At 71.2% G+C, this 12,386-nt stretch carries 14 protein-coding genes; 5 read left to right on the top strand and 9 right to left on the bottom strand.

What is annotated here, in order from left to right:
* Positions 1–48: 48 nt before the first annotated feature.
* The 3 genes from C4T42_RS22660 to C4T42_RS22650 form a co-directional block, all read right to left on the bottom strand.
* Positions 49–738 carry a MotA/TolQ/ExbB proton channel family protein gene (locus C4T42_RS22660; protein WP_020092809.1) on the bottom strand — a complete coding sequence of 230 codons (690 nt, stop codon included), beginning with the start codon at positions 736–738 and terminating at the stop codon, positions 49–51.
* 132 nt (positions 739–870) lie between these two features.
* Entirely contained in the window at positions 871–1,341 is a 471-nt protein-coding gene (locus tag C4T42_RS22655; RefSeq protein WP_056527997.1) for a hypothetical protein, read from the bottom strand.
* A gap of 74 nt (positions 1,342–1,415) precedes the next feature.
* Positions 1,416–1,895: a hypothetical protein gene (locus C4T42_RS22650; protein ID WP_020092807.1), complete on the bottom strand. Its 480-nt coding sequence runs from the start codon at positions 1,893–1,895 to the stop codon at positions 1,416–1,418.
* Positions 1,896–2,308: 413 nt separating this feature from the next.
* On the opposite strand from C4T42_RS22650, the gene C4T42_RS22645 reads away from it, so the two are divergent.
* Together C4T42_RS22645 and C4T42_RS22640 are read left to right on the top strand one after the other, a co-directional pair.
* Complete coding sequence (locus C4T42_RS22645) at positions 2,309–2,737, top strand: Hsp20 family protein (protein WP_012320108.1); 429 nt, start codon at positions 2,309–2,311, stop codon at positions 2,735–2,737.
* A gap of 101 nt (positions 2,738–2,838) precedes the next feature.
* Complete coding sequence (locus tag C4T42_RS22640; protein ID WP_020092805.1) at positions 2,839–3,123, top strand: DUF1150 domain-containing protein; 285 nt, start codon at positions 2,839–2,841, stop codon at positions 3,121–3,123.
* Between the two features lie 41 nt (positions 3,124–3,164).
* Here the strand turns inward: C4T42_RS22640 and C4T42_RS22635 are convergent, their stop codons facing one another.
* Positions 3,165–3,932 (bottom strand): alpha/beta hydrolase, encoded by a 768-nt coding sequence (locus C4T42_RS22635; RefSeq protein WP_020092804.1) that lies wholly within the window; start codon positions 3,930–3,932, stop codon positions 3,165–3,167.
* Positions 3,933–4,039: 107 nt separating this feature from the next.
* Here C4T42_RS22635 and C4T42_RS22630 point away from each other — a divergent pair, with 107 nt between their 5' ends.
* From C4T42_RS22630 to moeB, 3 genes are all read left to right on the top strand, one after another.
* The gene (locus C4T42_RS22630) at positions 4,040–5,326 is read left to right on the top strand and encodes a glycosyltransferase family 4 protein (protein ID WP_020092803.1); all 1,287 of its coding nucleotides are present in this window, start codon (positions 4,040–4,042) and stop codon (positions 5,324–5,326) included.
* Between the two features lie 200 nt (positions 5,327–5,526).
* Positions 5,527–6,048, top strand: a complete 522-nt coding sequence (gene infC, locus C4T42_RS22625) for a translation initiation factor IF-3 (RefSeq protein WP_020092802.1) — start codon at positions 5,527–5,529, stop codon at positions 6,046–6,048.
* 304 nt (positions 6,049–6,352) lie between these two features.
* Positions 6,353–7,138, top strand: a complete 786-nt coding sequence (gene moeB, locus C4T42_RS22620; protein WP_020092801.1) for a molybdopterin-synthase adenylyltransferase MoeB — start codon at positions 6,353–6,355, stop codon at positions 7,136–7,138.
* Here the strand turns inward: moeB and C4T42_RS22615 are convergent.
* The 5 genes from C4T42_RS22615 to rpmI form a co-directional block, all read right to left on the bottom strand.
* A complete protein-coding gene (locus tag C4T42_RS22615) occupies positions 7,127–8,008 on the bottom strand; it encodes a DUF1186 domain-containing protein (RefSeq protein ID WP_020092800.1) in 882 nt (293 codons plus the stop codon). The genes moeB and C4T42_RS22615 overlap by 12 nt on opposite strands.
* Before the next feature lie 9 nt (positions 8,009–8,017).
* A complete protein-coding gene (gene pheT / locus C4T42_RS22610; RefSeq protein WP_103985894.1) occupies positions 8,018–10,444 on the bottom strand; it encodes a phenylalanine--tRNA ligase subunit beta in 2,427 nt (808 codons plus the stop codon).
* A gap of 67 nt (positions 10,445–10,511) precedes the next feature.
* Positions 10,512–11,594, bottom strand: coding sequence for a phenylalanine--tRNA ligase subunit alpha (gene pheS, locus C4T42_RS22605; RefSeq protein WP_020092798.1), 1,083 nt, complete (start codon positions 11,592–11,594; stop codon positions 10,512–10,514).
* Between the two features lie 156 nt (positions 11,595–11,750).
* The gene (rplT, locus tag C4T42_RS22600; RefSeq protein WP_012320099.1) at positions 11,751–12,128 is read right to left on the bottom strand and encodes a 50S ribosomal protein L20; all 378 of its coding nucleotides are present in this window, start codon (positions 12,126–12,128) and stop codon (positions 11,751–11,753) included.
* Positions 12,129–12,179: 51 nt separating this feature from the next.
* Entirely contained in the window at positions 12,180–12,383 is a 204-nt protein-coding gene (gene rpmI, locus C4T42_RS22595; protein WP_007561407.1) for a 50S ribosomal protein L35, read from the bottom strand.
* Positions 12,384–12,386: the final 3 nt, after the last annotated feature.

The following is a 12,386-nucleotide window of genomic DNA, read 5'->3' as shown; positions in this document are numbered from 1 at the left end:
TCTCCGGTACCTTTACGTTCGGCTCTCTGGGGGCTGGCGCCGGCCGCGCTACTCGGCGGCCGCGCGGTGGGCGCCGGCGCGGTCGCGCGCGAGGCGGTTGCCCAGGACCGAGATATAGGACGAGAAGGTGCTCTGGATGCCGCTCACGTCGCTCGAGAGCTTGTTGTAGGCCATCACCGCCGGGATCGCGACGACGAGACCGATCGCCGTGGCGAAAAGCGCCTCCGCGATGCCCGGCGCCACGACGGCGAGGGAGGTGTCCTGGCTCCGGGCGATGGACGAGAACGAGTTCATGATGCCCCAGACGGTGCCGAACAGGCCGACGAACGGGGCCGTGGAGCCGGAGGTCGCCAGCAGCGACAGGCCGGTGCGCAGGCGCTTCACCTCGATGGCGAGGGCGCCCTTCATCGCCCGCTCGATGCGGTCGCGGCGCTCGGCCCGGGTCTCGGAGGAATCCTGATCGCGCCACGCGTCGATCGCCGCCTTCACCACGTGGCCGGCGATGCCGCGATGCTCGCCGTCGAGGCTGCCCCCGGAGCGGACCAGATTCGCGAAGGCCTTGGCCTGGCGCCGCGCGGCGGCGAGCCGGATGACCTTCTCGAACACCACCGTCCAGCAGGCGATCGAGGCGATCACCAGCAGGATCATCACGCCCTTCACGATCGGGTCGGCCTGCAGGAACAGGCCGAGGAACGAGAAGTCGTGGGCCGCCTCGATCGGGGCTTGTGTCGGGTCCATCGCGGGCTCCTGGCGTCCTGGTCTCACGCGGCGTCGCGCCGCCATCGTCTCGGGGTGCGGCGAAAGCCGCAGGCCGCCCGGCGGCTCTCGCCGCCGGGCGGTTTGGTCTCGTCAGCCGTCACACCATCCGCATCAGCGGTCGAACGGCAGGCCGGCCTTGCTGTCGGTCTCGGTCCGCTCGAGGCAGGCCTCGCGGCCCGGATCGCCGCCGTCGCAGGTCAGGACGTCGTTCAGGAGGACGCGACCGACCTTGTTGCAGGCGATGCCGGGGAAATCGAAGATCTTCACGGTGGTCTTCTTCGGCGGCAGCGGCCCGAGTTCGACCGCCACGCGCTTCTGCGCGACGCCCTCGGGGTCGAAGGCGAAGAGATCCACCTTGTAGGACTTGAGGCCCGAACCCTTGTTGTCGATCACCATGGTGATCCGGCAGGCCTCGCCCGCGGTCTCGACCTTGTTGAGCTGCAACTTGATCGGCGCCTTCTCGGACGCGTCCTGCGCCAGGGCCGACACGACGAGCAGCGCCGAGAGCGCGAAGCAGGCCGCCGTGTCGAGGGCGACACGCCCGATCCGACGGCGGTACAGGGGAGCGCGCAGGGCAAGCACCGTGACAAAGTCCTCTTCGAGTTCGCGCCGGCCGGCGGCTCGGGCCGCGCGGTCCGGGGTGACGGGGAGCCGAATCAGTGCAGCACCGTTCCGGCGGGGCAGGAGGCCGGGGCGAGGCGCTCGGCCGCCGCGTCGAGCGGCCCGACCGCGGCGCGGACCGCCGCCACGAGGCGCGGCGCCGCGTCCTGGCCGGTGATCTCGGCCGCGGCGGCCTCGAGATCCGCCCAGAGGCGCTGCCGGCCCCGGTTGATCAGCTTCACCAGCGCGCATTCGTGACCGGTCACGCGGCAGCAGCTCGCCGGCATGAACGACCAGTCGCCGTCGCGTTCCGCGCGGAGCGCCCGGATGATCGCGACCACGCAGGCGACGAAGCGGCACCCTTCCGTCGGCCCGAGCAACTGCTCGGCCCCGTCGAAGGCCGCGTTCCAGCAGGCGACGTCGCTGGTCATGTAGCCGGCCGCCACGAAGCGGGCCACCGACAGGGCCAGGATGTCGGCCTCGTCGCCGCACACGTCTGCGACGCGCCGCATCGCCGCGTGGTCCGACGGGGTCATGGGCGTGCTCACGGCTCCGGCGCCTCGCGGAAATGGATCGCGGCGATCGAGCTCGGGAGCCGGATCGTCGCCTGCCGCGGCAGTATCCAGGCCCGCCGCCCGGATCAAGGCCCGGCGAGAAAATCAGAGCAGTTCCAAACTGTTAGAAGAAAGCGTGGCCGTTGCAGGCTTTGCCTATCGATCCCGCTTAAATTTGCCGAAACTTCCCGGAAATGCGCGACCACGGGTCGCCGTCGATTCCGGTCCCCTCCCTTGATGGCCCGGAAGGCCTTGGCCATATCTCCGAGTCGCCGGCGTCGTCGCGTCCGGCGGAGCGCTGCCCCGGGCGGGCTCCTGTCGACGAGGTGCTCGGGCATCCCGGGATTGCGGCAGATCCCGGGGTCGGAGGCTTCGCTTTCTGGATGATGGCCGCGATGACTCGATCCTCGCCCTTCGGGCACCCGTTCCTGCTCGGCTTCGACGAGATCGAGCAGGCCCTCGACCGGGTCTCCAAGGCCGCCAACGACGGCTACCCCCCCTACAACATCGAGCGCCTGCCCCGCACCGAGAGCGAGCCCGAGCGCCTGCGGATCACCCTGGCGGTGGCCGGCTTCACCCGCGATCAGCTGGACGTGATGCTGGAGGAGAGCCAGCTCGTCGTGCGCGGCCGGCAGGTCGACGAGCGCGAGCGCCACTTCCTGCACCGCGGCATCGCGGCGCGGCAGTTCCAGCGGGCCTTCCTGCTCGCGGACGGCATGGAGGTGCTCGGCGCCGACCTCGCCAACGGCCTCCTGTCGATCGATCTGGTCCGGCCGGAGCCGGACCGCATCGTGCGCAAGATCGATATCGGCGCCCGCGGCTGACGCCGACCGATTGATTGGCCGGCGCGGATCCCCACATCAGGGTGGAGCCGCCGATGCCTTCAGGATCGGCGGTGGACGCTCTGCCACCCCAGGAGGGCTTTATGACCGATCTGAATCCGTCTCCTCTGACCCCCGCCGATCTCGATCCGGCCGATTTCCAGCCGGCCGATCTCGCGGCGCTGGGCGAGGGGCACATCGCCTACGTCCGGCCGATCCGGTCCGACGAGGTCCGCCGCTTCTTCCCGCAGGCCCCCGAGCTGACGCCCGGCCTCGACCTGTTCGCCCTGCTCTCGGCGAGCGGCGCGCCGATCATGCTCGCCGATTCGCGGGACGTCGTGCTGGCCAACGCCGCCGCGCACGACCTGCAGCCCGTCAGCCTGCATTGACCCTGCACCCGACCCGCTGAGAGGCCTGGCCGGGAGACCGGTCAGGCGATCTCGGCCACCGCCGCCACGAGCCGCGCGATGTCCTGCGGCCGCGACAGGCGGTGGTCGCCGTCGGCGATCAGTGTCAGCACCGTCCCTTCGGCCGGCAGGCGGTCGAGGATTCGCAGGGCGTGCGTGTAGGGGACGTCGGTGTCCCGCATGCCCTGGAGGATGTGCACCGGGCAGCCCGGATCGACTTGGCCGCCCAGCATGCAGTGTCGGCGGCCGTCGTCGATCAGGGCCCGCGTGATCGGGTCCGGCTCCGGCGCGTAGTCGCTGGGCTTCCGGAGGACGCCGTCGCGGATTAGCATGGCGCGCGCCGCCTCGCTGAGGCGGTTCCAGATCAGCTCCTCGGTGAAGTCGAGGGCCGGCGCGATGAGCACCAGCCCCGCCGTGGCCTTCCCGCGCGCGGCCCGGTCGCGGGCCCCCAGGCAGGCGATCCAGCCGCCCATCGACGAGCCGACGAGCACCGGCGCCTCCGTCACGTAGGCCGCCAGGACCGCCTGCGCGTCCTCGAGCCACGACGAGATGGTGCAGTCCGTGAACGTGCCGCCCGAGGCACCGTGCGCGGCGTAGTCGAACCGCACGAGCGCCCGGCCCGTCCGTTCGGCCCAGGCATCGAGCGCCGTCGCCTTGGTCGCGGTCATGTCGGAGCGAAAGCCGCCGAGCCAGACCACCGGCGGCCCGCCGCCCGCGCGCACCCGCACGGCGATGCGGCGGGCCTCGTCGCCGATGCCGACGGTCAGGAACTCGGGGGCCGTATCCGTCATCGTTCTCTCCGGTATCCCTGTCTCGACATGGAAGAAGTCCGGTCCTGAACGGTTCGGCTTCAACTCTCGTTTACCGGACCGTAAAGCCCGGCGGCGATGCTGGATCAATGGCAGCGAGCATTTGGCAGATACCGGCCGGGGGCCTGCGCGTCCTCGCCGAGGGCCCGCGAACGGGCGACGGCCCCCACGCCCTGTCGGGGTTCCCGGCGGAGGTCGGGGCGCTGGCCGGCGCCCGCATCCTGCAGATCATCCCCGAACTCGATGCGGGCGGCGCCGAGCGTACCACCGTCGACGTCGCGGGCGGCCTCGCGGCCGTGGGCGCCCGCGCCCTGGTGGCGACCGAGGGCGGACGGCTCGTCGGCGAGTTGCAGGCCAAGGGCGGGCACTGGCTCCGATTCCCGGCCGCGTCGAAGAACCCGGCCTCGATGGCGGTGAACGTCCTGCGGCTGATGGCGCTCTGCCGCCGCGAGAAGGTGCAGATCATCCACGCCCGCTCCCGCGCGCCCGCCTGGGTCGCCCTCGGGGCGGCGCGCCGGCTCGGGCTCCCGTTCGTGACCACCTATCACGGCAGCTATTCCGGCCGGACCGGCGTGAAGGTCCTCTACAACTCGATCATGGCCCGCGGCGACGTGGTGATCGCCAACTCGCACTACACCGCGGACCTGATCCACCGGTTGCACGCCGAGCAGGCCGGCGACCGCGTGCGGGTCATCCACCGCGGCACCGACCTCGCGGTGTTCAACCCGGTGGCGGTCGGGGCCGCCCGGGTCGAGGCGCTGCGCCGGAGCTGGAACGTGGCGCCGCACGAGCGGGTGATCCTGCTGGCCGCCCGCCTCACGGCATGGAAGGGCCACCGCGTGCTGATCGAGGCCGCCGCGCGGATGCGCGATCGCGGCGTCCCGGACCTGGCCGTGGTCCTCGCGGGGGACCCGCAGGGCCGCGCCGCCTACGAGCGCGAGCTCGACGCGCTGATCGCCGCGCGCGGGCTCGAGGGCATCGTCCGCAGGGTCGGGCACTGCACCGACATGCCGGCGGCCTTCCGCGCCGCATCGGTGGTGGCGGTGCCGTCCGTGGAGCCCGAGGCCTTCGGCCGCTCGGCCGTCGAGGCGCAGGCGCTCGGCGCACCCGTGGTCGTCTCGGATCTCGGAGCGGTGCCGGAGACGGTGCTGGCACCGCCCGAGACCCCCGCCGGCCAGCGCACCGGATGGCGCGTGCCGCCCGGCGACCCGGCCGCGCTCGCCGCCGCTCTGACCGAGGCCCTCTCTCTCGGCGCGAGCGCCCGCGACGCCCTCGGTCGGCGCAGCCGCGCGCATGTCGAGGCGCACTTCTCCCTGGAGCGGATGGTCGGCGACACGCTGGCGGTCTACGCCGAGCTGCTCGGCCGTTCGACCTGAGGGCATCGGACTCGAATCGCGACGCGGCGGCCGATTATTTCCGGCGTCGCGATGGTAGCCGGTTGACTCTGGCCGCGGTTCCACCAACGTTGTATGTCCGGATGAGACCGGAGCGGCTGGCGGTCAGGAGATCTTCCTGAAGATCCGCCGTTTCGCCGTTGCAGCAGGAGACCTAAGCCATTCGTAGACCGATGAGAGCCATGCCGGCCCCGCAGAAGGACGGGCCGCGCGCCAACCGCGACATTCGCGGTGTGCGGGAAGTGCAGCTGATCGACGACACCGGGCAGAACCGCGGCGTCGTTCCCTTCTTCGACGCCCTCAATCTGGCCGAGGAGGCCGGTCTCGATCTCGTGGAGATCGCGCCGAACTCCGTGCCGCCCGTCTGCAAGCTGCTCGATTACGGGCGCTTCCGCTTCAACGAGCAGAAGAAGCAGAACGAGGCCCGCAAGCGGCAGAAGACCGTCGAGGTGAAGGAGATCAAGCTCCGCCCCGGCATCGACAAGCACGACTACGACACCAAGATGAAGTCGGTGCACCGCTTCTTCGAGGAGGGCGACAAGGTCAAGGTGACCCTGCGCTTCCGCGGTCGTGAGATGGCTCACCAGGACATCGGTCTGCGCCTCCTGGAGCGCGTGAAGAGCGAGACCGCCGAGATCGCCAAGGTCGAGAGCGAGCCGATGCTCGAAGGCCGGCAGATGATCATGATCCTCGCGCCGCGCTGAGCGGCCCGGATCCAGAGACGCGAGACCCGCGCCGCCTCCTCACCGGGGCGGCGTTTCGCGTACCGAGCCCTCGAACAGCGGATCTTGAGGGGGGCTAAATCGCTTCCTGCTGATCACCGCACCACCGTCTCTGCGAGCGGAGCGAAGCCACCCAGTGTTGCGCTGCGCTGAGAGACGTCCCGCTGACCTGGGTCGCTTCGCTACGCTCGCGATGACGAGGTCGAAGCGTCGGCCGAGATTCCGACGAGCCTTCGAGACGCGCCCGATCCTTCCATGCGCGGCCACGGCAGTCTATGGGCAGGCCATGGCTCTCGCTCCCGATGAGATCGAACGCTACGCCCGCCACCTCGTCCTCGCGGAGGTCGGCGGTCCCGGTCAGGCCCGGCTCAAGGCCGCCCGGATCCTCGTCGTCGGGGCGGGCGGCCTCGGCGCGCCGCTGATCCAGTACCTCGCCGCCGCGGGGATCGGCACGATCGGCCTCGTCGACGACGACACGGTCTCCCTGTCGAACCTGCAGCGGCAGGTGATCCACGGGACGTCGGATCTCGGTCGGCTGAAGGTCGAGAGCGCGGCCGACGCGGTGGCGCGCCTCAACCCGCACGTGTCGGTGGTCCCGCACCCGTTCCGGATCGACGCGGACAACGCCGTCGACCTGATCGCCGGCTATGACCTCGTGGCGGATGGGTCCGACAATTTCGCCACGCGCTACGCGGTGTCGGACGCCTGCTTCCGGGCGCGTCGGCCGCTGGTGACCGCGGCTCTGGGCCGCTTCGACGGCACGCTGACCACGATCCGGGCCCACGAGACGGGGCCCGACGGGACGCCGAACCCGACCTATCGCTGCCTCTTCCCGAACCCGCCGCCGCCCGGCAGTGTGCCCGCCTGCGCGGAGGCCGGCGTGCTCGGCGCGCTCGCCGGCGTCATGGGCTCGCTGATGGCCATGGAGGTGATCCGGGCCGTGGCGGGCTTCGGCGAGCCCCTCGTCGGGCGCCTCCTCATGGTCGACGCCCGCGCCATGCGGTTCGAGACCCTGAGCTACGGCTGGGATCCCGAGAACCCGCTCAGCGGCAGCGGCGCCTCAGCGGCCTAGGGGTTCCGGCGGCATCCAAGGCCCCTCCGCCTCCGCCTTGCCGAGGCAGCACTTCTTGAACTTCTTGCCCGAGCCGCAGGGGCAGGGATCGTTGCGGCCGACATCCTTGAACGGGTTGCGCTGCGGCTCGCCCGCGCCCTCCTCGGCCCAGTCGAGAGCCTCGACCGGATCGTCGAGGTAGCCGTACTGGTAGGGCCCGAGCCGGTCCCGGTCGTCCGGCTTGGTCTCGGCCTTGCGCAGGGCCTCCTTGAACCAGTCGGCGTCGCTGATCTCGTCGGTGAGCCGTCCGTCGGCGCGGGCCGCGGCCGCGCGCGGCGCGAGGTCCCGGAAGCCGAGATGCGCGATCGTCTCCTCCCAGCCGACCCAGGCCGGCCCGTCCTCCACGGCGGCCTGCGCGTCGTCGAAACGGACCAGCAGGTCGTGCATCGCGGCCCGGTCGATCCGTCCCTCCAGGGTCAGGAAGGTGCAGGCGCACATCAGCGCCATGCGCGCGTGATCGTCGACCGTGCTGTCCAGGATCAGGCGGAACAGCGGCTGCGGATCGCCGTCGAACAGGCTCGCCACGACCTTGGCCAGCGTCGCCGTGACGGCGTCCCCCAGCACCGCGTCGAGGGTCTCCTCATCGTGCCGGAGCAGCCTGAGGAGCGGCGCGAGGGCGCGCGTGTCCCGGGCATGGGCCATGACGTGCAGGCCCCAGAACAGGAGGTTCGTCTCCTCCGCTGCCAGCTCGCGCCCGTCGGCGGCCGCCTCCAGCAGCGGCAGCGTCGCCTCCGCGACGGCGGCGGGGTGGTTCAGGGCCTCCCGCAACGCCGCCTTCGGCCGGTACTCGGCCGCCGCGAGGTCGTCGATGAGCAGGGCGATCCGGTCCATGGCGGCGCCTCAGGCCCGGAGCGTCGCGCCCGTCTTGCGGGTGACCTCGGCGACGATCCTGGCGCTCACTGCCTCGATCTCCGCGTCGGTCAGGGTCCGCTCGACGGGCTGGAGACGCACCGCGATCGCCACCGACTTCGCGCCGTCCGGCACGCCCGGCCCCTCGTAGAGGTCGAACACATCGACACCCGTCACCAGCTTGCGCTCGGCGTTCTGGGCGGCCTTGACGATGTCACCCGCCGGCACGTCGCGGCCGACCACGAAGGCGAAGTCCCGCGACAGCGGCTGGAATTCCGACAGTGCCAGGGCGGCTTTGGCCTTGGTCGGCTTGAGCTTGGGCAGGGGCAGGGCGTCGAGGACGATCTCGAAGGCCACGAGCGTTCCCTTCAGGTCGAGGGCCTGTAGCGTTCGCGGATGCACCTCCCCGAACCAGCCGATCTCCGTCTTCGGACCGAAACGCAGCGTGCCGGAGCGGCCGGGATGCAGCCAGGACGGGCCGCCGGGCGTGATCTGGAGGCCGCCGGTCGGCACGACCAGGCTGCCGAGCAACGCGATGGCGTCCGCCTTGGCGTCGAACGCGTCGACGGTCGCCGCCGTGCCGTCCCAGTGCCGCCCGGCGCCGGCCAGGGTCGCGCCGCCGCGGCGGACCGCCGCCGCGCGGACGGTCTGGCCTTCCGGTACGTCCGAGGCGAAGCACTGGCCGACCTCGAACAGGGCGGCGTCCGGGTAGCCGCGGTCGGCATTGCGTTGCGCCGCGCGCAGGAGGCCCGGCACCAGGCTCGGCCGCATGTCGGACAGCTCCGAGGCGATCGGGTTGGCCAGCACCAGGTCGGCCCCGCCGCCGCCGAACAGGACGGCGTCGTCGTGCGGCACGAACGACCACGTGACCGCCTCCATGAGGCCGCGGCTCGCCAGGGCGCGCTTGGCGAGGCGGGTCCGCTTCTGCATCACGGTGAGCAGCGGGCGGCCGATCCCGGCGAGCGGCGGCAGGGGCTCGGCCGCGATCCGGTCGAGCCCGGCGATGCGGACGACCTCCTCGACGAGGTCGGCCTTGCCCTCGACGTCGGGCCGCCAGGACGGGGGCAGCACCGTCACCCGGTCCCCGGTGCCGGAGACGTGGAAGCCCAGCGTCTCGAGGATCTGCTGCATCTCGGTGCGTGGCACGTCCAGTCCGGCGAGGCGGCGGACCTCGGTCCAAGGGAAGTCGATGCTGCGCCGGGATTCGGGCGGCGCGCCGGCGACGTGCGCCTCGGTCGGCGTTCCGCCGCAGAGATCGACCACCAGCCGCGTCGCGAGGTCGAGGCCGGGAACCGTGAAGGCCGGGTCGACGCCCCGCTCGAAGCGGTAGCGCGCGTCGGTGATGATGCCGAGCCGTCGGCCCGACTGGGCGATGTTGGTCGGGTCCCACAGGGCCGACTCGATCAGCACGTCCACGGTGCCGGCGTCGCAGCCCGACGCCTCGCCGCCCATGATGCCGGCGATGGATTCGACGCCGTTCGCGTCGGCGATCACCACGGTGTCGTCGGTCAGCGTGTGGGTCCGGCCGTCGAGGGCGCGCAGGCTCTCGCCCGCCCGCGCCCGCCGCACGGTCAGCGTGCCGGCGACTTTGGCAGCGTCGAAGACGTGCAGTGGCCGCCCGCGGTCGAAGGTGACGTAGTTGGTGATGTCGACGAGACTGTTGATCGGCCGCAGGCCGATGGCGCGCAGCCGGGCCTGCATCCAGGCCGGCGACGGGCCGTTCCGGACGCCGCGCACGAGCCGCAGGGCGAACATCGGGGCGAGGTGCCGGTCGGCCGGATCGAGGGCGAGCTCGACCGCGACCGCGACCGGGCAGGGACCCTCGCCGCGCAGGCCCGGCAGCGTCTCGCCCTTGAGCGTGCCGAGGCCGGCCGCCGCGAGGTCGCGGGCGATGCCGTGGACGGAGGTGCAGTCCGGACGGTTCGGCGTCAGGTTGATCTCGATGACCGGATCGTCGAGCCCGGCGTAGAGCGCGTAGGCCTGGCCGACCGGCGCGTCGGTCGGGAGTTCCAGGATGCCGTCGTGGTCGTCGCCGAGGCCGAGCTCGGCGCCCGAGCACAGCATGCCGTGGCTCTCGACGCCGCGGATCGTGCCCACCGACAGGGTGATGTTCTTGCCCGGGACGTAGGTGCCGGGCGGCGCGAAGACCGAGACGAGGTCGGCCCGGGCGTTCGGGGCGCCGCACACCACCTGCACGGGGGTGCCCGTGCCGGTGTCGACCGTGCAGACCCGGAGCCGGTCGGCGTTCGGGTGCTGCTCGGCCGTCAGGATCCGGGCGATCACGTAGGGCCTGAGCGCGGCGGCCTTGTCCTCGACGCCCTCCACCTCAAGGCCGATCCGCGTGAGCGTCTCGGCGACGGTGTCGAGGGAGGCCTCGGTGTCGAGGTGGTCCTTGAGCCAGGAGAGGGTGAATTTCATGATGGACCTTCGAGAGCCCGGTATCGGCTCGACCGTCGGAGGAACAGGATCGCGGGGCCGGGGCGGCTCAGCTCGTGAGGCCGCCCACGAGGCTCGGCACGTCGAGCGGGCGGAAGCCGTAATGGTCGAGCCAGCGGACGTCGGCCTCGAAGAACGGGCGCAGGTCCGGCATGCCGTATTTCAGCATGGCGATGCGGTCGATGCCGACACCGAAGGCGAAGCCCTGCACGGCGTCCGGGTCGAGCCCGCAATTGCGCAGCACGTTCGGGTGGACCATCCCGCAGCCCAGGATCTCCAGCCAGTCGTCCCCCTCGCCGAAGCGGATCTCGCCGCCCTTGCGCGAGCACTGGATGTCGACCTCGGCGGAGGGCTCGGTGAAGGGGAAGAAGGACGGGCGGAAGCGCATCTTCACGCCGTCGACCTCGAAGAACGCCTTGCAGAACTCCTCCAGCACCCATTTCAGGTTGGCGATGTTGGCCGCCTTGTCGATCACCAGCCCCTCGACTTGGTGAAACATCGGCGTGTGGGTCTGGTCGGAATCGTGCCGGTAGGTCCGCCCCGGGATGATCACGCGGATCGGTGGCGTCTGCGCCCGCATGGTCCGGACCTGTACAGGCGAGGTGTGGGTGCGCAGCACCTTGCGCTGCCCGTCGCGGTCGGGCGCCAGGAAGAAGGTGTCGTGCATCTCGCGGGCCGGGTGGCCGGGCGGGAAGTTGAGCGCCGTGAAGTTCAGCTCGTCCGTCTCGATGTCCGGACCCTCGGCGACCGCGAAGCCCATGTCGGCGAAGATCGCGGTGATCTCGTCGATCACCTGGGAGATCGGGTGGATCCGGCCGCGCACCTCGGGGGCCTCGCGGACCGGCAGGGTCACGTCGACCCGCTCGGAGGCGAGGCGGGCCTCCAGGGCGGCCTCGGCGAGTTCGGTCTTGCGGGCGGTGACGGCGCCCTGGACCCGGTCGCGCAGCCCGTTGATCAGGGGCCCGCGCTCCTTGCGCTCGTCCGGCGTCATCGACCCGAGCGTCTTCAGCAGATCCGAGACGCTGCCCTTCTTGCCGAGCGCGGCGACGCGGACCGCGTCGAGGGTGGCCTCGTCGGAGGCCGCGCTCACCTGGGCCAGGAGGTCGCGTTCCAGGGTGTCGAGATCGGTCATCGCTGTCTTCGAGCAGGGTTGGCGGAGTCGGCCGTCGGGCCGTGCTCTCGCGCGTTGCGGGCGCCGGCGCAAGCGCGAGGCGCGGGACCTCGTAAACGACGAAGGCGCGGCTCCCTGGGGAACCGCGCCTTCCGTCCGTCTCGCCTCAGGCCTGGATCAGGCGGCCTTGGCGGTGTTCTGCGGCAGCGCGGCCTTCGCCTTCTCGACGACGGCGGCGAAGCTCGCCGGCTCGTGGATCGCCAGCTCCGACAGGGCCTTGCGGTCGACGACGATGCCCGACTTCGCCAGGCCGTCGATGAAGCGCGAGTATGTCAGGCCGTGCTCGCGGACCGCCGCGTTGAGGCGCTGGATCCAGAGGGCGCGGAACGTGCGCTTCTTGTTCTTGCGGTCGCGGTAGGCATACTGCATGCCCTTCTCGACCGCCTGCTTGGCGATGCGGATCGTATTTTTGCGCCGGCCGTAATAGCCCTTGGCGGCCTTCAGAACCTTCTTGTGCTTCGCGTGACTGGTCACGCCGCGCTTGACGCGGGCCATCGGTTATCTCCTGGATTCGACGAAAGACAGTGGCAACGGGTGTTGAAGGACTTACCGCGCGTTCGGCAGGAAGTACTTCTTCACGTTGGCGGCATCGCCCTCGAACAGGGTCGTGGTGCCGCGCAGGTTGCGGATCTGCTTGGTCGTCCGCTTGATCATCCCGTGGCGCTTGCCGGCCTGGGCGTACATCACCTTGCCGGTGCCGGTGATCTTGAAGCGCTTCTTCGCGCCCGATTTCGTCTTCAACTTGGGCATTTG

This window comes from Methylobacterium sp. 190mf, assembly GCF_900107945.1.
Taxonomy (GTDB): Bacteria; Pseudomonadota; Alphaproteobacteria; order Rhizobiales; family Beijerinckiaceae; genus Methylobacterium.
The sequence above is the reverse complement of the archived record's forward strand: the minus strand, read 5'-3'. Positions and strand labels throughout refer to the sequence as shown.